This window comes from Sulfitobacter rhodophyticola, assembly GCF_041281685.2.
Lineage (GTDB): Bacteria > Pseudomonadota > Alphaproteobacteria > Rhodobacterales > Rhodobacteraceae > Sulfitobacter.
This window is the reverse complement of sequence record NZ_CP166251.2, coordinates 3,139,013-3,160,531: the sequence shown is the minus strand read 5'-3', so window position 1 is coordinate 3,160,531 and position 21,519 is coordinate 3,139,013. Positions and strand designations below refer to the sequence as shown.

General features: G+C 61.0%; 19 protein-coding genes and 1 tRNA gene. 7 read left to right on the top strand and 13 right to left on the bottom strand.

Going from position 1 to position 21,519, the window contains the following annotated elements; genetic code table 11:
* Position 1: 1 nt before the first annotated feature.
* From AB4X18_RS16560 to AB4X18_RS16545, 4 genes are read left to right on the top strand one after another with little or no spacing between them, the layout of a single operon-like run.
* Positions 2-907 (top strand): 2-dehydro-3-deoxygalactonokinase, encoded by a 906-nt coding sequence (locus AB4X18_RS16560; RefSeq protein ID WP_370401126.1) that lies wholly within the window; start codon positions 2-4, stop codon positions 905-907.
* Positions 904-1,509 carry a 2-dehydro-3-deoxy-6-phosphogalactonate aldolase gene (locus AB4X18_RS16555; protein WP_370401125.1) on the top strand — a complete coding sequence of 202 codons (606 nt, stop codon included), beginning with the start codon at positions 904-906 and terminating at the stop codon, positions 1,507-1,509. The genes AB4X18_RS16560 and AB4X18_RS16555 overlap by 4 nt, the downstream gene beginning before the upstream one ends.
* Entirely contained in the window at positions 1,506-2,351 is an 846-nt protein-coding gene (locus tag AB4X18_RS16550) for an SMP-30/gluconolactonase/LRE family protein (protein ID WP_432816807.1), read from the top strand. Before AB4X18_RS16555 ends, AB4X18_RS16550 begins: the two co-directional genes overlap by 4 nt.
* Entirely contained in the window at positions 2,348-4,255 is a 1,908-nt protein-coding gene (locus tag AB4X18_RS16545) for a beta-galactosidase (RefSeq protein WP_370401124.1), read from the top strand. The genes AB4X18_RS16550 and AB4X18_RS16545 overlap by 4 nt, the downstream gene beginning before the upstream one ends.
* Here AB4X18_RS16545 and AB4X18_RS16540 read toward each other — a convergent pair whose 3' ends face one another.
* The gene (locus tag AB4X18_RS16540; RefSeq protein ID WP_370401123.1) at positions 4,256-5,131 is read right to left on the bottom strand and encodes a hypothetical protein; all 876 of its coding nucleotides are present in this window, start codon (positions 5,129-5,131) and stop codon (positions 4,256-4,258) included.
* A 214-nt stretch (positions 5,132-5,345) separates the two neighbouring features.
* Here AB4X18_RS16540 and AB4X18_RS16535 point away from each other — a divergent pair.
* Positions 5,346-5,421: transfer RNA gene (locus AB4X18_RS16535), tRNA-Thr, on the top strand.
* Positions 5,422-5,694: 273 nt separating this feature from the next.
* On the opposite strand, the gene AB4X18_RS16530 is transcribed toward AB4X18_RS16535, so the two are convergent.
* The 9 genes from AB4X18_RS16530 to AB4X18_RS16490 form a co-directional block, all read right to left on the bottom strand.
* Entirely contained in the window at positions 5,695-7,839 is a 2,145-nt protein-coding gene (locus AB4X18_RS16530; protein ID WP_432816806.1) for a calcium-binding protein, read from the bottom strand.
* Positions 7,840-8,202: 363 nt separating this feature from the next.
* On the bottom strand, positions 8,203-9,213 hold the full coding sequence (locus AB4X18_RS16525) for an ABC transporter permease (protein ID WP_370401120.1): 1,011 nt from the start codon (positions 9,211-9,213) through the stop codon (positions 8,203-8,205).
* Positions 9,210-10,715, bottom strand: a complete 1,506-nt coding sequence (locus AB4X18_RS16520; protein WP_370401119.1) for a sugar ABC transporter ATP-binding protein — start codon at positions 10,713-10,715, stop codon at positions 9,210-9,212. The genes AB4X18_RS16525 and AB4X18_RS16520 overlap by 4 nt, the downstream gene beginning before the upstream one ends.
* Before the next feature lie 51 nt (positions 10,716-10,766).
* Positions 10,767-11,840, bottom strand: a complete 1,074-nt coding sequence (gene torT / locus AB4X18_RS16515) for a TMAO reductase system periplasmic protein TorT (RefSeq protein WP_432816805.1) — start codon at positions 11,838-11,840, stop codon at positions 10,767-10,769.
* Positions 11,841-11,903: 63 nt separating this feature from the next.
* Complete coding sequence (locus tag AB4X18_RS16510) at positions 11,904-12,872, bottom strand: biotin-dependent carboxyltransferase family protein (protein WP_432816804.1); 969 nt, start codon at positions 12,870-12,872, stop codon at positions 11,904-11,906.
* Entirely contained in the window at positions 12,862-13,737 is an 876-nt protein-coding gene (locus AB4X18_RS16505; RefSeq protein WP_370401117.1) for a 5-oxoprolinase subunit B family protein, read from the bottom strand. Before AB4X18_RS16505 ends, AB4X18_RS16510 begins: the two co-directional genes overlap by 11 nt.
* A complete protein-coding gene (locus tag AB4X18_RS16500; RefSeq protein WP_370401116.1) occupies positions 13,734-15,110 on the bottom strand; it encodes an acetyl-CoA carboxylase biotin carboxylase subunit in 1,377 nt (458 codons plus the stop codon). The genes AB4X18_RS16505 and AB4X18_RS16500 overlap by 4 nt, the downstream gene beginning before the upstream one ends.
* Positions 15,110-15,343 carry an acetyl-CoA carboxylase gene (locus AB4X18_RS16495; protein ID WP_370401115.1) on the bottom strand — a complete coding sequence of 78 codons (234 nt, stop codon included), beginning with the start codon at positions 15,341-15,343 and terminating at the stop codon, positions 15,110-15,112. The genes AB4X18_RS16500 and AB4X18_RS16495 overlap by 1 nt, the downstream gene beginning before the upstream one ends.
* 18 nt (positions 15,344-15,361) lie before the next feature.
* Positions 15,362-16,144 carry a 5-oxoprolinase subunit PxpA gene (locus tag AB4X18_RS16490; RefSeq protein WP_370401114.1) on the bottom strand — a complete coding sequence of 261 codons (783 nt, stop codon included), beginning with the start codon at positions 16,142-16,144 and terminating at the stop codon, positions 15,362-15,364.
* A 220-nt stretch (positions 16,145-16,364) separates the two neighbouring features.
* Here AB4X18_RS16490 and AB4X18_RS16485 point away from each other — a divergent pair, with 220 nt between their 5' ends.
* Both AB4X18_RS16485 and AB4X18_RS16480 read left to right on the top strand, forming a co-directional pair.
* Complete coding sequence (locus AB4X18_RS16485) at positions 16,365-17,264, top strand: LysR substrate-binding domain-containing protein (protein ID WP_370401113.1); 900 nt, start codon at positions 16,365-16,367, stop codon at positions 17,262-17,264.
* Between the two features lie 189 nt (positions 17,265-17,453).
* A complete protein-coding gene (locus AB4X18_RS16480; RefSeq protein ID WP_432817430.1) occupies positions 17,454-18,416 on the top strand; it encodes an extracellular solute-binding protein in 963 nt (320 codons plus the stop codon).
* A 179-nt stretch (positions 18,417-18,595) separates the two neighbouring features.
* Here AB4X18_RS16480 and AB4X18_RS16475 read toward each other — a convergent pair whose 3' ends face one another.
* The 3 genes from AB4X18_RS16475 to AB4X18_RS16465 all read right to left on the bottom strand — a co-directional run bounded on the left by AB4X18_RS16475 (position 18,596) and on the right by AB4X18_RS16465 (position 21,515).
* Positions 18,596-19,879, bottom strand: coding sequence for a TRAP transporter large permease (locus AB4X18_RS16475; protein ID WP_370401112.1), 1,284 nt, complete (start codon positions 19,877-19,879; stop codon positions 18,596-18,598).
* Positions 19,876-20,424: a TRAP transporter small permease subunit gene (locus tag AB4X18_RS16470; protein WP_370401111.1), complete on the bottom strand. Its 549-nt coding sequence runs from the start codon at positions 20,422-20,424 to the stop codon at positions 19,876-19,878. The genes AB4X18_RS16475 and AB4X18_RS16470 overlap by 4 nt, the downstream gene beginning before the upstream one ends.
* Positions 20,425-20,489: 65 nt before the next feature.
* Positions 20,490-21,515, bottom strand: a complete 1,026-nt coding sequence (locus tag AB4X18_RS16465) for a TRAP transporter substrate-binding protein (RefSeq protein WP_370401110.1) — start codon at positions 21,513-21,515, stop codon at positions 20,490-20,492.
* Positions 21,516-21,519 lie beyond the last annotated feature (4 nt).

The window sequence follows — 21,519 nt, the reverse complement described above, 5'->3', positions numbered from 1 at the left end:
CATGTCCTCCGCACAAAAAGCCGATTGGATCGCCGTCGACTGGGGAACAAGCAACCTCCGGGTCTGGGCCATGAATGGGACCAATGTCCTTGCCCGCGCGCAGGCGGCGCAGGGCATGGGCGCGCTGACACGCGACCAATTCGGTCCGACGCTTGACGCGCTGATCGCTGACTGGGGTGTAGCCCCCGATACCCCCACCATCGCCTGCGGCATGGTCGGCGCGCGTCAGGGCTGGGCCGAAGCACCCTACCGCAGCCTGCCCTGCCCCCCACTGGGTGGCACGCTGATCCGCGTGCCGGACACGACGCGGCCCGTGCATATCATCCCCGGCCTCAAGCAGACCGCGATGCCCGACGTCATGCGGGGCGAGGAAACCCAGATCGCGGGGTTTCTTGCGCTCAACCCCGGTTGGGACGGCGTCATCTGCCTGCCGGGAACCCACACCAAATGGGCACATGTCTCCGCCGGGGAGGTGATCAGCTTTCAGACCTTCATGACCGGAGAACTTTTCGCCCTGTTGCAGGACCAATCAGTGCTGCGTCATTCCCTGCAAGGCGAAGGGATTGACGACGCCGCCTTCGACACCGCCCTTGCCGATACGCTGAGCCGCCCGGAGAAACTGGCAGCCAGCCTTTTCGCCATTCGCGCGGGCGATCTGTTGGAAGGCACCCCCGGCAGCACCAATCGCGCACGGCTGTCCGGCGCACTGATCGGCGCGGAACTTGCCGCCGCCAAACCCTATTGGCTGGGTCAGCAGATCGCGCTGATCGGGGCCAAGGCCCAGACCGATCTCTATGCCCGCGCCTTGCAATCGCAGGGCGCACCCGCCACCCTGACAGACGCCGAACGCATGACGCTCGCGGGGCTTACCGCCGCCTACCGCGCCCTGAAGGAGGAGCCATCATGACCCTGCCCCTGATCGCCATCCTGCGCGGCATTACCCCGGCAGAGGCCCCCGCCATCGCGGAGGCGCTGATCACTGCAGGGATCACCACCATCGAAGTGCCGCTGAATTCGCCCGATCCGCTGGACAGCATCGCCGCCATGGTGCGCGTTGCAGGGGGCCGCGCCACAATCGGGGCAGGCACGGTGTTGAACGTGGATGCCGTCAACGCCGTGGCGGATGCGGGCGGGCAATTGATCGTTTCGCCCAATGCGAACCCCGATGTGATCCGCGCGACCAAGGCCCGTGGCCTGCAAAGCTGGCCGGGCATCTTCACGCCTACGGAAGCCTTCGCGGCACTTGATGCGGGTGCTGACGGGCTGAAGCTGTTTCCCGGTGCCGTCGCGGGCCCCACGGGCCTTTCAGCGCTGCGCGCGGTGCTGCCATCGGGAACGCTTGTCTATGCCGTCGGCGGTGCCGATGCAGACAACTTCGAAGACTGGGTCGCCGCCAGCGCGGACGGCTTCGGCATCGGCTCCGCACTGTACAAGCCCGGCATGGGCGCAGAGGAGGTTCACGCCCACGCTGACAGGATCGTCGCCGCCTACAAGGCCGCCGTCCTGTGACCCTGTATGACCACCGCCCTTGCCGCCTGGGCGAAGGCCCGCTGTGGCTACCGGAACGACAGACGCTGATCTGGTTCGATATCCTGAACAGGCAGATGCTGGCGCGCACACATGGCCGCACGCAGGTCTGGCAGTTCGACCGCCACCATTCCGCCGCCGGCCGCGTGGATGAAGATACGCTGATCCTCGCGTCAGAAGACGCGCTCTGGCGGTTTGACCTCCAGAACGGCAGCCGGTCCAAGGTCTGCGCGCTGGAAGAAGGCAACCGTTATACGCGTTCCAATGACGGGCGCGCCGACCCGTGGGGGGGATTCTGGATTGGCACGATGGGCTTCAACGCCGAACGCGGTGCCGGGGCGATCTATCGCTACTACCGGGGGGAATGCCGCCAATTGGTGCCTGACATCTCCATCAGCAACGCGATCTGCTTTGCGCCGGACCGCAGTTGCGCCTATTACACCGACACGATGACACGCCGGATCATGCGCCTGCCCCTTGCTGCCGACACCGGATGGCCGGATGGCCCTCCGCAGGTTTTTGCGGATCTGCGCCCCGCCCAACTGAACCCCGATGGCGCGGTCACCGATGCCGCCGGTCACCTGTGGGTCGCCTGCTGGGGCGCGTCCTGCGTGATCTGCCTTGACGCGAAAGGCACCGAAGCACAGCGGCTTTCCCTGCCGGCCCAACAACCCACCTGCCCGGCTTTCGGCGGCCCCGACCTGACCGATCTTTTTGTCACCTCGGCCTTTGATGGCCTGACGGAGCCGAACACGAACCAGGGCGCGACCTTTTGCATCCCGAACGCAGGCCAGGGCCTTGCAGAGCCGCAGGTGATCCTGTGAAACGCACCCTCGGCGTCTGCTATTACCCCGAACACTGGCCCGAAGACATCTGGGCCGATGACGCCGCCGCCATGGTCGCGGCAGGCCTGACGTGGGTGCGCATCGGTGAATTCGCGTGGTCGCGTCTGGAACCGAAGCCGGGACACTTTGAATTCGACTGGCTTGACCGCGCCATTGCCACGCTCGCCGATGCAGGGCTCAAGATCATCCTTGGCACGCCCTCGGCCACACCGCCCCGCTGGATGCTGGACCGGTTCCCCGACATGCTCGCCCATGACGCGACTGGCCAGCCCCGAAAATTCGGCTCCCGCCGCCATTACTGCCACAGCCACGATGGATACCGCGACGCGGCGCGCGACATGGCCGCGATACTGGGGAAACGCTATGGCAGGGACCCGCATATTCATGCTTGGCAGATCGACAACGAATATGGCTGCCACGACACCGTGCGCAGCTATTCACCCGCCGCGCGGCATGCCTTCCGCGACTGGCTGGCGCAACAGTATCAAAGCATCGACGCGCTGAACCGGGCCTGGGGCAATGTCTTCTGGTCGATGGAATACGCCAGTTTCGACGACATCGACCTGCCGCACCAGACCGTGACGCAGGCCAACCCCGCGCATCAACTGGCCTTCCGCCGCTTTGCCTCCGATCAGGTGGTGCAATGGAATGCCGCACAGGTCGCCGCCCTGCGTCCGCTGACCGATGCGCCGCTTTTGCACAACTACATGGGCCGGGTGCTGGACTTCGATCACTTCGCCCTCGCCCGTGACCTCGATATCGCCTCATGGGACAGCTATCCGATCGGCTTTTTGTCCGACCGGCTGGAGGGCGACGCGGCCCACAAGCAAGACTACCTGCAACAGGGCGACCCGGACATGCAGGCCTTTCATCATGACCTCTACCGTGGGATGAACGATGGCCGCTGGTGGGTGATGGAACAACAGCCCGGCCCGGTGAACTGGGCGCCCTACAACCCTGCGCCCCGGCCCGGCATGGTGCGCCTGTGGACATGGGAAGCCTTCGCGCATGGGGCCGAAGTGGTCAGCTATTTCCGCTGGCGACAGGCCCCTTTTGCGCAGGAACAGATGCACGCAGGCCTCATGCGCCCCGACAACACCGCCGCCCCCGGTCTGGCGGAAGCCCGGCCGGTGGCGGATGAGATCGCGCAGATGCCGGATGTGGAGCAGGTCCGCGCCCCGGTCGCGCTGCTTTTCGACTATGCCTCCGCCTGGGCGTGGGAGGTGCTGCCGCAGGGGGCGGATTTCGATTATTTCCGCCTGATGTTCGAAACCTACCGCGCCCTGCGCAAACAAGGTCTGTCGATTGACATCCTGCCTGCCACCGCTACCGACCTTGCGGGTTACCGGTTGATCCTCGCGCCGGGCCTCGCCACGTTGCCCGACGGGCTGGCAGAGGTTTTGGCGGACAGCGGGGCAACCTGCCTGCTTGGCCCGCGCACAGGACTTGTGACCCATGACCTGTCGATCACACTGCCGTTCGGCCCGAACCTGCCGGGTCTTGATCTCACGGTCACGCAGGTGGAAAGCCTGCCGCCCGGCACCGCGCGTCCTGCAACCGTCGGGGGTGCTGTGCACCATTGGGCCGAAACACTGGAGGGCAGCGCACAGGCCAGCATGACCCTGACCGATGGCGCGCCCCTGTTGATGGGGAACGGGAGGCTGCATTATCTGGGCGGCTGGCCCGATCCGGACCTCTGGGCGCGGATCATCACGCTGCTGGCCAACAGGGCAAAGCTGCCCCTGTCCAACCTGCCGGACGGGCTGCGCCTGCGCGATACCGCCACACATCAATTCGGGTTTAACTATGGACTTGAACCTATTGACTGGAATGGAAAAACCATTCCACCCTCAGGCGTGAACTGGTGGCCCGCCAAAGGATGATCAGGGCGCAATGACCGTCAGGTTCGGCAGTTTGGCCACGTCTTCAATGTCCTGATCATATTGCACCGTCATCGCGTCAACCAGATCTTCGGTCCAGCCGGGCATGTCCAGCTCTTCCTCGATCTCTTCGTCCAGCGCGAATTTGTCCAGAAACGCTGCAATCACCCTGCGTTTCTGCACCTCGGACATGTCGGGATGGCTGGCAAGGTAGGCGCGAAAGCGTTGCATGCCCTCCTTGCTCATGATCGACATCAGCAAATCGAAACCGCCCGAGATCTTAATGCCGTCGTCAAGCCCCGCCATCTCCCGGATGATCTGCGACCAGATCAGCGGCATATCCTCGTTGCACCAGACGGTGATTGGCACGTGCGGCACGGCCTCCCTGATGGCGACCAGCGTTTCGGACCAACGAATGTCCATCGGTTGCCGCCCGCCCCAGAAAGCCGTCGGGTCATTATCGACCGCAACCCCGTGCAGGATGGGCAGGAACGTCGCCGGATTGCGCACCGCAAGGAAAATCTGCAAATCATCATCAGGAAAAAGCTGCGCCATGTGGGCCATCCGCGTGGGTGCCGCCGGATACAGCACCCCTTTCTGCATCGCCGTGCCCTGGGTGCGGAAAAAGTTCGGATCCGACAGGATCACCCGTTGTGCATCGCTGTCGCCCAGGATCACGTCCAGCAGAACCTCGCGCGCTTCCTCGGAGGCGGGCGCGCGGTGCATCGCGTTCAACGTGTCCCGGATCATCCCACGATAGCTGTCTGGATCCGGAACCGTTATGCCCTGCTTGTCAAAAGCCGCGCTATTGCCAAGAAGCGACTGAATGAGCCGCTCCTGCTCGGTGTAATGTGCACCAGTGTGCAAAACCAACTGCATCTTGTGTGAAGGTCCCTTAATTCACTGCGCCTGAATACCCTTTCACGCAAGCCATGTAAAACCGCAAAATAGGCAGGGCTGCGGCCCGGTCCGAAAGGTTCAAAAAATCCACATCGAAGCCCACCAGAACGCTTGCATCGCCGCGCGTGTTCTTCTAAAGAACGCCCAGCCTCGCGGCCCCGCGCCCCAGGCCCCAGACGCACCACGTGCGCTGGCCCCTATAGCTCAGCTGGTAGAGCAACTGATTTGTAATCAGTAGGTCCGCGGTTCGAGTCCGTGTGGGGGCACCATTTCTTCGTCAGATCAGCCTTCGTTCCTGATAATTCGGGCGCTCTTTCCTGCGTCGAGGACACGCACCGGAAAACGCGGACAGCAACCGTGATCGTCCTCGCGCTTCCAGCCCCGCTCAGACAAGGTCGAGTTTGGGCGTGTGCAAAAGCCGCGTTTGGCGCCAGAGGGCACTGAGCGGGCCTCTGAGGCGCATATGACGCATCTTCCTGCCATAACCGAAGTCGCCCGCCATACCGCCCGTGACACCGCAAAGCGCGGAACTACGGGGGCGACTATCCAAACGCGTCCAGCGCGTCGCCAGTCAGCCAATACGACAGACCGTCAGCGCCAAGGTCATAGTTGTCACCTTGATCCAGATACCGGTCCGCCATGTCTTGTTGTGACGTGTTATAGAGGCCCGACCCGATCTGTGCAGTGTCCAGCTCGATCAGACCGGTTGTCTCCATATCATTGAAAACATCATCGATCATAATCTTTTCAGCCTGTTCGGGAACAAACTTGAAGCTGTCAAAGGTCATGTCCCGGAATGCGATGGCACCCGGACCGCCCGATTCCTTCACCGTTAGATGGTCCAGCAGGTTGGAGCTGTCGAAGAACGGATCGGTGGGATCCAGCCCGCCAATCTCGTTGACCATGCCGAGGATCCTGACCTTGTCACCGGATCCGCTCTCGATGATCACATCGCTACCCTCAAGTATTAGATTCAGATCATCGCGCAAGCTACTATGAAATATAAGTAAATCATCATTATCAATATCAAAGTCGAGTACGATATTCGTCCCGAATTCCATGGCCGGCGTCCCGTCCAGGACATGGCCGAAGATGAAATCATCACCGCCGGAACCGCCTTTCAGGACGTTGTTGCCCCGATCCGCGAACAGCTGGTCCGATCCCACACCGCCATGCAGGAAGTCGTCGCCGTGTCCACCACGAAGCTTGTCGTCGCCGGTTCCGCCAAACAGCCCCCCGAAACCGTTCTCATGGCTCATGTCCGACAGGACGGGCTGATCGGGCCAGATCTCTGTCGGAACCATCTCTGCGGTCCAGCGGGCCCAGGTTCCCGCATCGAAATCGAATGCGGCGACACCGTCATTGTCTGCCTGCCCCATAAGGACATCGTTGCCGCCACCACCGCGCAGTTCGTCCGATCCGCGGTGCCCCAGCAGGTAATCGTCGCCGTCGCCCCCCAGGATCAGGTCAGCACCCCGGCCGCCGCCCAGCTTGTCGTGCCCATCACCGCCCAGGATGAGGTCGGAATTCAAACCTCCACGGATGTGATCGTCCCCGATCCCGCCGAACAGGATGTCATTGCCCTTCCCACCCCACAGGAGGTCGTTCCCGGTGCCGCCATACACAAGGTCATGGCCGAGGTCCCCTGACACGCTGTCGTTGCCGTCACCGCCTCTGAGGGTGTCGTCGCACCTGTTTCCGGCAATACGGTCATCACCGCCCCCGCCATAGACCAGATCAGCGCCGTTACCGCCGCTGATCCGATCGTCTGCGCTGTGGTGCCATGGGCTTTGTGCGACGCTGTCGCCCCAAATGGTGTCCGCGCCCCAGCCGCCCAGCAGCAGATCTGCACTGTCGCTGCCGACAAGCGCATCATCTCCCGATCCCCCAAGAAGGGTGTCTTCGCTGCTGCCGCCCAGAAGATAATCATTGCCACTGTTGCCCAGAAGCGTGTCTTGCCCGCGGGCCCCGCGAATGAAATCATCGCCGGTGCCACCAAAGACAAGGTCATCACCATCAGAGGCATAGATGGCGTCAGTGCCGTTCTGGCCCCAGACGATATCGTCCCCCGTGCCTGCGTCGATGTAATCCGCACCGGTGTTGCCCGCGATCCTGTCTGCGCCGTCGCCGCCGAAGATGAAGTCGTCGTCAGATCCACCGGATATGTCGTCCGCGCCATCCCCGCCAAAGATCAGGTCACTGCCGGCTTCACCAAACAGGACGTCGTCCCCGTCATGCCCGACAAGGGTGTCTTCCCCACTGCCCGCGAAAATGAACTCATCCGCTTCAAAAAGCGCTTCGAGACAATCGTCCCCTTCATTGCCAATCAGCAGGTCCGATCCTTCGCCACCCCGGAGCAGATCGTGACCCGCACCACCGGCAAGAACATCTGCGCCCTCGCCCCCAAACAGGGTGTCATTGCCATCGCCGCCAAGCAGGGCATCCTGACCTGCGCCGCCATCAAGGCCGTCATTGCCACCTTCGCCGCGCACAAGATCATCGCCTGCATTGCCGAAAAGCACATTGGCTTCGCCGTTGCCCTTGATGTGATCATTTCCGCCCGCACCCCGGGCCTTGGTGATCCCGTCGATGGTAAGCGTGATATTATCCGAACCCTGCGTTCCGATTTCGACGGCGCCGGGCACAGCATCATAGATCGCTTGAATATCAATATTCAAAAAGGGCACGCCCAACTCCTTGCGAAATTCAGGGCCCCACCATGAATCTCGACTGTGATCTGACGCGGAAATGAATTGCGCCAAGCGAAAAAACTACCAAAACGGCGGCTTATTAACAAACGGCGGTAGGATTGCATCGAATTATGGCAAAAAAATGCAAATTTATCTAAATAACTGCGCCAATCGTTGGTTCATTGTCTTCATTTGAGAACAAGTGAAATCAGCGAATCCAGCCCCTTGATGCTTTTTCCAAGGGCCTTCCATGGTATGCCGATGGCGGACCTGCGGTGCATTTCGCCGTGCCGATGGCGTTCCCGCTGCACCGCGTGACATTCAGCTTTCGCAAATGCAGCCGCAGGGCATGGGGTTATTTCAGCCCCCGCTCATCAACATGCGGTAACGCATCTGGTCGAAGATCACCGCGCAGATCAGCAGTGCGCCCAGCAGGACCATCTGCATGTAGGAACTGACCTGCGCGAGGTTCATGCCGTTCTGCACCAGCACAATGAAAAACGCCCCCAAAACCACGTTTTCCACCCGGCCAATCCCGCCGCGCAGGGAGACGCCCGCGATGACGCAGGCCGCAATGGATTCAAGGGCGATGGTCCCCCCCAGGTTCGCCTCTCCTGATTCAACGCGTGCGGTCAGCAACAGGCCCGTCAGCGATGCGATCAGCGCGCAAATGATATAGGCCGTCATCAGCGTCCGCTTGGTGTCGATGGCCGACAGATGCGCGGCCTTGATGTTGCCCCCGACCGCGTAAACCTGCGTGCCCAGCCGCGTACGCGACATGAACACCCACATCACCACGATGCAGATCAACGCCACGACCACCGGCACCGGCACGCCCCACCAGCGGCCAAAACCGAAGGTATCGCCGAAGGCAAAAGGCATGCCGCTGACCGGTACACCCCCTGTCAGGAACAACGCCAACCCCGCTCCGACGGAGGACACCCCCAGCGTCATGATGAAGGGCGACACCTCGAAATAGGCCACACCAAGGCCGTTCACCGCCCCGATCAGCAAGGCCGCCCCAAACCCCAGAAGCGCGCCAATCGCGATGGCCAGCCAGACCGCTTCGGGAAAAAGGCCGACCGCCCAGACCATGCCAAGCGCCGACACCACCGACGTCAGGGCAATTGCCGTGCCGACTGACAGGTCGAACCCGCCCGAGATCAGCACGATCATCTGCCCCATCGACACCAGAACCAGATAAACTGACTGTCGCGCCACATTGATAAGGTTCTGCATTGTCAGGAACTTATCGGACATAATTGTGAAAACGACCAGCGCGATGCCCAAAAAGAACGGCAGCACCCCCACACGCAGGAACAGACGCCGAATGAAACCAAAAACCGGATTGGATTGCGTTGCGTCACTCATGCGGTGGCTCCACTTTCGTCGAAGAAGTATTTCAGGACCGTGTCTTCGGTGATCTCATCACCGCTGAGCTCCGCCGTGATCCGGCCATGGGCAAAAACCAGCATCCGATGCGAGAGGTTCAAAACCTCCGGCAGGTCCGACGATATCAGAACAACCGCCTTGCCCGCCTCTGCCAATTCCTTGATCAGCAGGTAAAGGGCGGCCCGCGTGCCCATGTCCACCCCCACGGTCGGCTCATCGAAGATATATACATCAATGTCCTGCCCGAAGGCCTTGCCAAACAACACTTTTTGTTGATTTCCACCGGAAAGTTGCGACACCAGTTTTTGGCGATATCCGGGCGACAGTTCCACCCGGTCCGCGATGCTTGCCGTCTTGGCCCCGATGGCGCGCCAATTGACGAAACCCCGCAGTTTTTCGTCCAGCCGCGCCATCATCGGGTTCACGCCAAGGTTCGCGTTGCAGGATTTGGCCAGATCCAGCCCCTCGCTCTTGCGGTCCGGGGACAGGTAATAGACGCCCGCCTGAATGATATCGCGCGTGCGGGCGCGGGTGATATCATGGCCCGCCAGCGTCACGGTCCCGCCCTGACGCGGGTTCAATCCCATGATCGCGCGGAACAACCGCGACTTGCCCGATCCGACAAGCCCCGCCACGCCCAGCACTTCGCCCGCACGCACCTCAAAGCTGCAAGGCGCCGTGCCGGTGGTCCGCAGATCGGCCACCGCCATCCGCACCGTCCCGTTCTGCCGCGCGATACTGGGATAGATCTGGGAAATCTCGCGCCCGGCCATCATCTCAACCAGGGCGGCATCATCCGTCTCGCTCATCTTCACTGTACCAATCAACGCTCCGTCGCGCAGCACGGTGATCCGGTCGGCAATGCGCGCAAATTCCTGCATCCGGTGGGAGATATAGATGATCCCCACCCCTTTGGCCTTCAGCGTCTCGATAAAATCAAACAGGTGGTCGACTTCCCGGTCCGTCAGCGACGCGGTCGGCTCATCCAGAATGAGCACCTTCATGTCACCATGAAAGGCCTTGGTGATCTCCACCATCTGCTGCTGGGCGCGGCTCAGCGTTGCGGTGATGGCGGAGGGGTCAATCTCGAAATCCAGTTCCGCAAACATCTCGGCTGCACGGCGGCGCATGGCGCGATGATCGATGAACGGGCCGCGCCGTGGCTCCCACCCCAGAAAGATGTTCTGCGCCACCGTCAGCGTGGGGATCAGCGAAAATTCCTGAAAGACGGTGTAGATCCCTTTGTCCTGCGCATCCGCCACGGAGGCAAACTGCACCCTTTCGCCCGAAACCTCTATCGTGCCACCGCTGGGCGTATTGGCCCCGGCCAGCATCGAAATCAGCGTGGACTTGCCCGCACCATTCTCACCGAACAACACATGCACCTCGCCCGGGACAAGGTCGAAATCGACCGCATCCAGCGCCAGCACACCGGGGTATTGTTTGGAAAGACCGGTGGTCTTGATCAGGGGGGCTGTCATATCCTGCTCCGATACCGGGCCGGGAGGGGAATCCCCCCGGCCCGCTTGAGATCAATCGACGGAAAACACCGGCTTGTAGCCATCCGCAGGCAGGATATCGGTCTGCGGCACGTCGTTGATGTTGTCGGGGTCCACCACGAAGATCTTCGGGCCCACGTGCTTGACGTATTCCTTGCCTTCCAGAATACGCACAGCCTGATCCATCGCGATGCGGCCCTGAATGACCATGGAATCCGCAGGCGCGGCAAGGATGAAACCCCGCTTGATGCCCGTATAGACACCCGGCGTCATGTAAAACGCCAGAAGGTCGACCTCGCCTTGCAGGCCCCGCTCCCTGATAAGGCCCTGTGCGGCTTCGGCTGTCACCGCCGTACCCGCCAGGTACCGGACATCCGGGTTGGATTGCAGCACGTCTTCGACCAGTTTCAACTGCGCTTCCTTGCCGGTGTCGCCAAAGCGCGGCTCCAGCACTTCCACGGCCGATCCTTCGACCGCATCAAGGAAACCGGCATGCGCCGCTTCGACCCAGCCCGCACCGGCCGGGCCGGGGAACCAGCCGACTTTCACCGGATCACTGCCTGCGGGGTGCTTTTCAGCCAGGTATCTGCCGGTCTCCGCGCCCATAGTGCGGAAGGACACCAGCGATTTGGCGGCAATGTCTGTCGAAGACACGCCGTTGATCACGTCGATGACCGGAATGCCCTTGCCCGCAATCTCGCTGATGACGTTGTTCAAGCCATCATACGAAATCGCCCCGATCACCACCGCGTCGGCGCCACCGGCCACGCAATCCTCGATCTGGCTGATCTGGTTGGCCAGTTCGGTATAGCCGCCCGCCTCGACGTTGTTCATCTTCACGCCCAGACGCTTGGCCTCTTCCGCCACGCCATAATTCACGCCCAGCCAATAGGCATCCTTCATGTGCGGGAAGGACACGCAGATGTTCCACGCTTTTTCGGCCTTTTCCAGCGGCGTATAGGTCACCGCGTTGACACTGCCATCGGCGGCGAAGGCCGGCGTGACCTCTTCAGCCTCATAGGGGTACCAGGCATCGGCTGCGATGGCGCTTGCGGGAATCGCCGTTGCCAATGCAAGCGCTGTTGCTGTCTTCAGGACATAGTTCATCGTTCTGACCTCCTTGTCAGTTCTGTCAAAGAAACGCGGTTACCCGCGCGGGGTGAGCGGCCCTTAGTTGAGCGCGTCTCGAATTTTCTGCAGTCCGGCCTTGCGTTCATGTCGGGCCGCAAGCGCCTGTTCCATATCGACTTTCACGAAGTTGACCGGCGTGTTGGGCTGCAACTGCCCGATCAGGTCCATGTCGGCCGAGATGATCGCGCCAAGGGTGAAATACCCGCCACCCGACACCGCGTCGCGGTGCAGCACAATCGGTTCGGTGCCACCCGGCACCTGGATAGAGCCATAGGAATAACACCCGTCGACGATATTTGACGGATCAGCGCCCGCACCAAAGGGCGGCTCGCGGTCGACGAATTCAAGCGCGCGCCCCCCCTTGAAGCGGTATCCCATCCGGTCCGCCTCTGGTGCGACCATCCAGGTATCCTCAAAGAACCCCTTGCCCGCCGCTTCCGTCAGGCGGTTCCAGTACAGCCCCGGCAGCACCCGCAATTGCGCCGGATTGCCTGGCCCGCGCCGCAGGTCGCCAGGTACCGAACGACCCGCCTTGCCTGCACCACTTCCGATGGGGATCCTGTCCCCCTCCTGAAGCGGGCGCCCATCGACACCGCCCAGCGATCCAATCGGATAGGTGGACCGGCTGCCCAGATCGGGCGGCGTATCAATGCCGCCAGACACCGCGATGTAAATGCGCGCGCCTGTCTTGAGGAACCCAAAGCCCAGGGTTTGACCGGCCTTGACGTCAAACGACGTCCAGCCGTCCTGCGCCGCCCCGTCGACCATAATCGGCATGTCTGCACCACAAACGGCCACGGTCGCATCTTCGGTAAACTTGATCTCCGGCCCCATGAACACGGCTTCCAAGCCTGCGGCCCCTTCGTCGTTGCCCACCAGCAAGTTCGCCGCGCGCAGCGCATAGCGGTCCATGGCGCCACTGATCGGGATACCAAGGTGGAAATAACCGGGGCGGCCCAGATCCTGCACGGAGGTCGAAAGTCCGGGTTTGATGATTTCAAGCGGCATTGAGCGCCTCCATCAATTTGGCGTTGGTGCCTTCCATATCGGCGTTGAAGGCTTCCAGATCGAAATCCACTTCGGCAATGCGCGGGGCATAGGTGCCTGCCGCCACCGCCGCCTCGATCCGGTCGTATTCCGCACGGTCAATCGGTTTCCATTTGACGATGTCGCCAGGTTTAAAGAACACCATGAAGTCTCTGAGATAGCTGGTTTTCTGCTCCGGATCATAGATCGGCATCGGGGTTATCCCAAACATCTGGTACCCGCCTGCACCCCGCACCGAATAGATGCAGGAAAAACAACCGCCATAGCCCACGGTGTGCTTGGGCGTATCCGTCCGGGGGCGCAGGTATTTCGGCACCTCCAACTGCTTGTCCCGATCAACAAGCTGATAAAGAAACGGCAGCCCGGCCACGAAGCCCACCATCGACACGAACCACGGCTGCGAATGGTGCGCCTCGATAAACGCCTCAACGCTGTCATAGCCATTGATCCGCGCGGCATATTCCAGATCGGTGCCCGACGGATCCTGATGCCGCTCCCGAAAGCGCATCACGCAATCATGGGTCCACGGGTCCTGATAATACACGGGGATCTCGATGATCCGCGTGGTCATGCGCTTGTCCGCGCTTTCCGCCTTGTGCTCCAACTCCTGCACGCGCTTGAGCATGTCGTCGGGGTGGGTCACATCCGGGTCGAACTTAACCTGGAACGAGGCATTTGCGGGACAAATCTCGGTCACGCCGGGGATATTCGCATCGCGCACCGCGTTGGACATGGAGAGCGATTTGAAAAACGCGTCCAGCGACATCTCCTCATCCATCTCAACGTAGATGTGCTCATCCCCGCCAAAGGTATAACGTGTCTTCAAGATGCACCTCCTGTCTGTGTCAGATTGCCCGCTTCCAGCCATGGCTCCAGCCATTGTGTGTGGAAATCCCCGGCGCGTACGTCCGGATCATCAGCCAAGGCCAGATGCAGCGGAATTGTTGTTTTTAAACCCTTCAGATCAATGCCTTGCAAGGCGTTCTTCATCTTTTCGATTGCCTCTGCGCGCGTGGGTGCATGCACAATCACCTTGCCCAGAAGGGAATCGTAGAACGGCGGGACCTGATAGCCCTCGTAAAGGAAATGATCGAACCGGATGCCGTCCCCTTTGGGGATGGTCATCGCCTCAAGCTTGCCCGGCCAAGGCATGAACTGCATCGTCGGATCCTCGGCATTGATCCGAACCTCGATCGCATGGCCGTTCCGGACGATCTGGTCCTGCGTCATGCTCAGCTTCGCACCGCCGCAGACCTTGATCATCTCCTGCACAAGATCAACACCGGTGATCATCTCGGAGATCGGATGTTCCACCTGAATACGCGTGTTCATCTCGATAAAAAAGAACTCGCTACTCTTCGTGTCGTAGAGATACTCAAGCGTCCCTGCGCCGCGGTACTCAGTCGCCTTTGCCAACGCAACGGCCGATGCACACAGCGTCGCGCGGGTTTCTTCGTCCAGACAAGCGGCTCCCGCCTCTTCCCAGACCTTCTGACGGCGACGCTGCAGGGAACACTCCCGCTCGAAACAATGCACCGCGTCAGTACCATCACCCAGTATCTGCACTTCGATGTGCCGGGGCGAACGGATGGCCCGTTCCAGATACAATCCCCCATCCCCAAACGCCGCCGCCGCTTCCTGTTGGGCCTGCGGCGCCAGTTTGCGCAGTTCATCTTCGGTATCGGCCACGCGAATACCGCGGCCGCCGCCGCCTGCCGCGGCCTTGATCATCACCGGATAACCAACCTCGGCCGCCACGCGGGCTGCTTCGTCCACCGTCTCAACGCGCCCCTTGGATCCGGGCACAACCGGCACCCCCGCCGCTTCCGCCGCCTTGCGTGCCTCGACCTTGTCGCCCATCCGCTCAATCGTTGCCGCCGATGGCCCGACAAACGTCACGCCAGCCGCTTCCACCGCGCGCACGAACGCCGGGCTTTCGGACAGGAACCCATAACCGGGATGCACCGCATCCGCGCCCGTTTCAGCGATCGCCGCCATCAGCGCATCGATGTTGAGATAGCTGTCCTTGGCAGGGGCTGGCCCCACGCACACCGCCTCATCCGCCAGTTTCACCGCCAGCATATCCGCATCCGCCTCCGAATGCGCCTGAATGGTGGTGATGCCAAGGCCCTGCGCTGCGCGGATGATCCGCACTGCAATCTCGCCCCGGTTGGCAATGAAAAGGCGTTTGATCGCCATCAGCCCAATGTCGCCAAAACCTGGCCCGCGGTGACGGGTGATGCATCATCGACGCTATAGCCCGAAAAGCTGCCCGCGATTTCCGACTTCACTTCGATGAACGTCTTCATCACTTCCACCAGCCCGATCACATCGCCCACGGCAACCGCGTCGCCTGTGCCCTTGAACGGTGGCTCCTCCGGGGACGGCTTGTGATAAAACGTGCCGGGAAGGGGGGATTGAATGTCTGCCATATGCTCTAACCCTTTGCTTTAACTATTTTGTTCCAGAACCGTCTTGGCCGAGGCGATGGTGATTCCCGCCTCCGTCAGCCTCGTGCGGATGGCCTTGCCGATCTCCAGCGCGCCCGGTGTATCGGAATGAAAGCAGATCGATTCGAACCCGATCTGCATCTCGTCGCCTTCCACCGTGGTGACCATGCCCGTCTGACAGGCCTTCACGCATTTTTCGGCAATCGCACTGGGGTCGGGCCGCCCCACCTGCCGCGCAAAAACGATGGAGCCCGAATTGTCATAGTCGCGGTCGGCATAGAATTCCCGCACCACCGGCAGGCCCGATTGCTTGGCGATCCCGTAGGTGAGCGAGCTTTCCATGCAGAACAATATCGTGTCGCCGCAGGTCTTCAGCAGCATGTCCACGATCATCTGGCTCAATTCCTCATTCACCGCCGCTTCCATATAAAGCGCGCCGTGCGGCTTTACATGCTGCAAGCCGATGCCATGCCGCCGCCCGAATTCGCGGATCGCGCCGACCTGATAGACGATGTCGTTCACCAGTTCTTCCGAACTGGTCTTGATGTAGCGGCGACCAAAGCCCTGCAGATCATTGTATCCCGGATGCGCGCCCAGCCCGACGCCGTAGTCATGCGCAAGCTTCACGACCCGGTCCATGGAATTGGGATCGCCTGCATGAAAACCGGCGGCGATGTTGGCGGAACTGATCAAGGCCATGATTTCTTCATCGGGGGCTTCACCAAGCACCCATTGGCCAAAGCCTTCTCCCATGTCACAATTCAGGTCGATCAGCGCAGTCATCGGCGGCAGCTCCCATGTGTGGCGGTGCCCTAGCGTCACCAAAAAGGCGGAATATGTAAAATATTCATTTTTGATGGCCCATTATCGAATTATCAGAAACTGCGAAAATCTGTGGATACCGATTTGATCAATGAACACTGCGTTTTATGGACAGGCTACAACCTGAGCGTTATCTGATTTTCCTATATACGGCCCTCATTTTTCTGAATACCCTGCCTCCATGAACTTCCGTCACCTCAAGTTTTTCGTCGCCACCGCCGAATCCGGGCAGGTCAGCCGCGCGGCCAATGAACTGTCGATCTCCCAATCCGCCGTGACCTCCGCCATCAAGGAACTTGAGGCGGAACTGGGCGCGCCGCTTTTCATCCGATCCGCGCAAGGCATGGAGATGACCGAAGCCGGGCGCGATTTCCTCGCCTCCTCCCGCGAGATCCTTGAAAAGCTTGATGAAGCGCGGCGGGTTGCGCAAAGACAGTCCCCGGTCAAAGGCACCATTTCCATCGCGGCGACCTATACGGTGATCGGCTATTTCCTGCCCTATCACCTGAACCGCCTGAAACAGCTTTACCCGAACCTTGAGATAAGGCTGAGCGAACTAAACCGCGAAAGCATCGAAGAAGGGCTGCTGTCCAACCGCTTTGACCTTGCCGTGGTGCTGACTTCAAACCTCACCAATCCGGAGATCGAAACCCAGACCCTCCTGCGCTCCCCCCGGCGGCTGTGGGCGGCGAACGGGCACAAGTTCATCCGTCGCGGCAAGGCCACCTTCGAGGAGATTTCGCGCGAGGACTACATCATGCTGACCGTGGATGAGGCCGCGCATACCACCATGCGGTACTGGAGCCTGAACACCTATCAGCCGCATGTCACCCTGCGCACGTCCTCGGTCGAAGCGGTGCGGTCGATGGTCGCCAACGGGCAAGGCATCACCATCCTGTCCGACATGGTCTACCGTCCCTGGTCGCTGGAAGGCAAACGCATCGGCACGGCGGCCACCGATCAGGACATCCCGTCAATGGACGTCGGGCTTGCCTGGCGCAAGGGCGCGGACCTGCCGCAATCCGCGCTCAGCATCGCGGATTATTTCAGGCAGTCCTTCCTGTCAGCCGGCGCGGCCTGATCGCTTTTCCTGACCCTTCCCGGACATCGGAAGATTTCTGACTATTTTGATAAGAGATGTGGACATGTGCTGAAATTCTGATATCTGACTTAATCAGTAAGGAATTCATTCTTGGAGCATCCAATGACCAGATCACCCCGCATCACCCCCCTTATCCTCGCCACCGCCACGGCCCTCTCCGCAGGCGGCATGGCCATGGCCGAAGGGGAGTTGAACCTTTATTCCTCGCGCCACTACGACACCGATGAACGTCTTTATTCCGACTTCACGGATGCGACCGGCATCACCATCAACCGCATCGAAGGCAAAGCCGATGAGTTGATCGCGCGGATGCAGGCCGAAGGCGCCAATTCCCCCGCTGATATCCTGCTGACCGTCGACACATCGCGGCTGGAACGCGCCAAGAACGCAGGCGTGCTGCAATCCATCGACAGCGCCGTGCTGGAAGAAAAAATCCCCGCCAACCTGCAAGACAGCGATAACCAGTGGTTCGGCTTCTCCCAACGCGCGCGGATCATCTTTTATGCTAAAGACCGCGTAGCAAACCCACCGATGGACTACGTCTCCCTCGCCGATCCGGCCTACAAGGGCATGGTCTGCCACCGCTCGTCCTCCAACGTCTACAGCCAAACCTTGCTGGCCGCCGTCATCGAAAACCACGGCGTTGAAGCCGCAACCGCATGGGCGCAAGGCGTGGTCGACAACTTCGCACGCGACCCCGAAGGCGGCGACACCGATCAGTTGCGCGGCATCGTATCGGGCCAGTGCGATATTTCGGTGGCCAACACCTACTACTTCGCCCGCGCCTTGCGCAAAGACGTCAGCGGGTTGAGCGCGGACATCGACGGCATCGGCTGGGTCTTCCCCGCGCAAGACGCGGAAGGTGCGCATATGAACCTGTCAGGCGGCGGTGTGGCGGCGAATGCCCCGAACCTTGAGAACGCCATCGCGTTTTTGGAGTATCTGGCCTCCGACCAGGCGCAGCAGTACTTCTCCGCCGGCAATGATGAGTTTCCGGCTGTAGAGGGCGCTGCGCTGAGCGAAAGCGTGGCAAAGCTGGGTGAGTTCAAAGCGGACGCCGTGGATTTGTCGGCGGTTGCCAAAAACGTCCCCGAGGCGCAGAAGATCTTCAACCAGGTCGGCTGGAAATAACAACGTAGGGCGCGCATTTACTGCGCACCATCCACCCTCAACACGCCGACCAGCGGTGCGCAATAAATGCGCACCCTACCCCTCCAACAATGTCCCCGCCCGGAATCAAGGCCGCTTGCGGCCGCCGGGCATTGTGGATGGGGAAATGTCGGCTATGCGGGACGAAGCGGACTTCCCCCCTACCGCAAAGCCTCCGGCAAAAACAAAGCAATCTGCGGAAACGCAATCAGCGCCATCGCCATCGCCAGCATCATCAGACAATACGGCACCGATCCCAGCATCACTTCATTCAGATGCCCCGACTTCCGCGCCCCCTGCACCACATAGAGGTTCAACCCAACAGGCGGCGTGATCAACGCCATCTCAATGAGAACAATCATCAAAATCCCGAACCAGATCGGATCGTATCCCAGCTCCACCACAATCGGCACGATGATCGGGATCGTCACCACCATCAGCGAAAGGGTTTCAATAAAGAACCCCAGCACGATGTAGATCAGCACGATCACCATGATCATCCCCAGGGGCGACAACCCCAGCCCGGTCAGGAACGCATCCAACTCACGGCCCAAGCCCGCAGAGGCCAGCGTGAAGTTCAAAAACGACGCGCCAATCACGATCAGCATGATCATCGAGGTGACCTTCACCGTGCCCAAGATACTCTCCCCCAGCATCGACACCGACACACCGCCAAAAAACAGCGCGATCACCAGCGCACCGCCCACACCTACGGCAGCGGCCTCCGTCGGCGTGGCCCAGCCGTTGTAGATTGATCCGATGATGACGGTGAAAAGCAGAATGATCGGCAACAAATGCGCCAAGGCCCCGACCATCTCCTTGAGCGGAAACACCCGCCGCTCACCGCCCAAGTGAGGCCGCGCCATGCAGATCAGTGCCGTCATAATGATAAACGCCAAAGCCAGCCCCAGCCCCGGTATCAACCCGGCCAAAAACAACTGCGGAATGGAGGATTGCGTGAGGAACCCATAGACGATCAGGTTGATCGACGGCGGGATCATGATCCCCAACGTGCCACCCGCTGCAATAGCACCCGAGAACAGCTTCGGATCATACCCCAACCGCTCCGCCTGCGGCATCGCCACGGTCGCGACAGTCGCAGCCGTTGCCACAGAGGACCCGGAGGTCGCAGAAAACATCGTCGCCGTCGCCACATTGGCATGCACCAACCCACCCGGCAGCCACGACACCCATTTGTCCAACGCCGAATAGGTCCGCGCGGCCACACCGCTGCGCACCAATATCTCGCCCAACAAGACAAAAAACGGGATCGCCACCAGCGTCGCGGAATTGGACGACGACCAGACCATGTTGCCCAGCCCCTTGATCAACGGGAACGAGCTGAAGAACTGGTCAATCCCGAACCCCAACAGGAACAGCACGATGCCGACAGGGATCGACAGGCTCAACAGGCCCAGAAGGCCGACCGCAACATACCCGATCATATCGCGCTGTCCTGTTCGCCAAAGGCGCCAATCGCCTGTTCGGACTTGTCGAATTGCCCCCTCAGGATCAGGCTCAGCGCCGCGAGGCTCAGAAGGCAAGCCATCAACGCGAACCACACCCAGCCCAGAAACCACGGCCATTGTACCCAGACCAAAGGCGTCTCCAGCGGCGTGTTCGCGGTGGACCCGTTCTGGATCGACCGCGCCAGCACCGGCCAGCATTTCACCGCGATCAGCACGATCACCGCACTTGTCACCACCAGCGCGCCAATATCAAACAACGCCCTCCCCAGCGGCCCCGGCCTGCGCCGCACCAGATCAATGCGCACATGCCCCAGCTCCAGCATCGTATAAGCCATGCCCCAGGAGGTCGCGATGGCCATCACATAGCCCGAGATTTCATCCGTCCCGCCAAAGGACGCCCCCACCTGCCGCAGCAGGATATCGGCCAGCACAAAGGCCGCACAGGCAAACAGCAGCACCCCTACCAGATAGGCAACCACACGGTTGATGCCGCGCAACACGTCGATCAGCCTCTCAGCCATGGCGGGGTTCCTTTCAATGAAAATGCAGGGCGCGCGCCAACACCGCACGCGCCCCACGGGGGAGATTACTCGATGGTCACACCCACAGCCTTGCCGACCGTGTCGTTCCACCGCTGCGTCCATTCCGCACCCGCACGCTCAGCCCATTCGGGCAGCACTTCGGCCTGCAAAATCTCACTGGCCCGTGCGGTATCCGCATCGGTCGCCTCCACCAGAACCATGCCGCGCGCATCCCCTGCAGGGCAATCGCCGTTGCCGGTCAGGCAGGCGATGTCATTGACCAGCGCATCCTGCGCCGACGCCCAGGCCGGGTCTTCGAAATCCGCCTTGATCGACGACATGATCGTGCCCTGCATCTCCGCGCTCAGCCCGTTCCACTTGTCCATGTTCATCGCCGTGACCACGTGGTCCCAACCGCCCAGAGGGATCGGCAACAGGTGCGTGGACACTTCCCACCAACCCGCGGAATATCCCGAGCCTGCGCCGGTGACGGCACAATCCACAACACCCTTCTGCAGCGCACCCGGCACTTCAGAGAAGGACACGTTGATCCCCTCCGCACCCAACGCCTCCAGAAATTTCGCCGTCATCCGACCCGACGCGCGCACCTTCAGACCTTTCAGATCATCCAGCCCCGCAATCTCTGCATTGCAAAAAACGACCTGCGGCGGATAGGGCGCAATTGCCAGCACCTTGGCGTTGAAACGGTTGGCATAGATGTCATCGACCATCCCGCGCGCCGCATCGACCATCACCCGCGCCTCGTCCGCCGTCGCCGCCATCATCGGCACGTCCAGCCCTTCCAGCTCAGGCGCATCGGACACCGCATAATCCGCCACGGTCATCGCCACGTCATACACCCCCTGCCCCAGCAGCGGATAGATATCGCCAAGGCCCAGACCCATCTGGTTGTGCGTGGTCAGTTCCACCGTCACATCCGCCTTGCCCGGCAGCGTCTCGCTCCAGAACGGGGCCTCGTATTGCTTGTGAAGCGGCAGGCCGGACCACGATCCGACAACCGACAGGTTTTCCGCCGCAGCAGGTGCGACCATCGCAGTCGTAGCGCCCAGAGCCATGATAAGATTACGCATTTTG

Excerpts from the sequence above, each read along its gene's own strand:
- AB4X18_RS16560 (WP_370401126.1), top strand. The coding sequence starts at position 2 with ATGTCCTCCGCACAAAAAGCCGATTGGATCGCCGTCGACTGGGGAACA.
- AB4X18_RS16555 (WP_370401125.1), top strand. The coding sequence starts at position 904 with ATGACCCTGCCCCTGATCGCCATCCTGCGCGGCATTACCCCGGCAGAG.
- AB4X18_RS16540 (WP_370401123.1), bottom strand. The coding sequence starts at position 5,131 with ATGCAGTTGGTTTTGCACACTGGTGCACATTACACCGAGCAGGAGCGG.
- AB4X18_RS16525 (WP_370401120.1), bottom strand. The coding sequence starts at position 9,213 with ATGAGTGACGCAACGCAATCCAATCCGGTTTTTGGTTTCATTCGGCGT.
- AB4X18_RS16520 (WP_370401119.1), bottom strand. The coding sequence starts at position 10,715 with ATGACAGCCCCCCTGATCAAGACCACCGGTCTTTCCAAACAATACCCC.
- torT (WP_432816805.1), bottom strand. The coding sequence starts at position 11,840 with ATGAACTATGTCCTGAAGACAGCAACAGCGCTTGCATTGGCAACGGCG.
- AB4X18_RS16510 (WP_432816804.1), bottom strand. The coding sequence starts at position 12,872 with ATGCCGCTTGAAATCATCAAACCCGGACTTTCGACCTCCGTGCAGGAT.
- AB4X18_RS16500 (WP_370401116.1), bottom strand. The coding sequence starts at position 15,110 with ATGGCGATCAAACGCCTTTTCATTGCCAACCGGGGCGAGATTGCAGTG.
- AB4X18_RS16495 (WP_370401115.1), bottom strand. The coding sequence starts at position 15,343 with ATGGCAGACATTCAATCCCCCCTTCCCGGCACGTTTTATCACAAGCCG.
- AB4X18_RS16490 (WP_370401114.1), bottom strand. The coding sequence starts at position 16,144 with ATGACTGCGCTGATCGACCTGAATTGTGACATGGGAGAAGGCTTTGGC.
- AB4X18_RS16485 (WP_370401113.1), top strand. The coding sequence starts at position 16,365 with ATGAACTTCCGTCACCTCAAGTTTTTCGTCGCCACCGCCGAATCCGGG.
- AB4X18_RS16480 (WP_432817430.1), top strand. The coding sequence starts at position 17,454 with ATGGCCATGGCCGAAGGGGAGTTGAACCTTTATTCCTCGCGCCACTAC.
- AB4X18_RS16475 (WP_370401112.1), bottom strand. The coding sequence starts at position 19,879 with ATGATCGGGTATGTTGCGGTCGGCCTTCTGGGCCTGTTGAGCCTGTCG.
- AB4X18_RS16470 (WP_370401111.1), bottom strand. The coding sequence starts at position 20,424 with ATGGCTGAGAGGCTGATCGACGTGTTGCGCGGCATCAACCGTGTGGTT.
- AB4X18_RS16465 (WP_370401110.1), bottom strand. The coding sequence starts at position 21,515 with ATGCGTAATCTTATCATGGCTCTGGGCGCTACGACTGCGATGGTCGCA.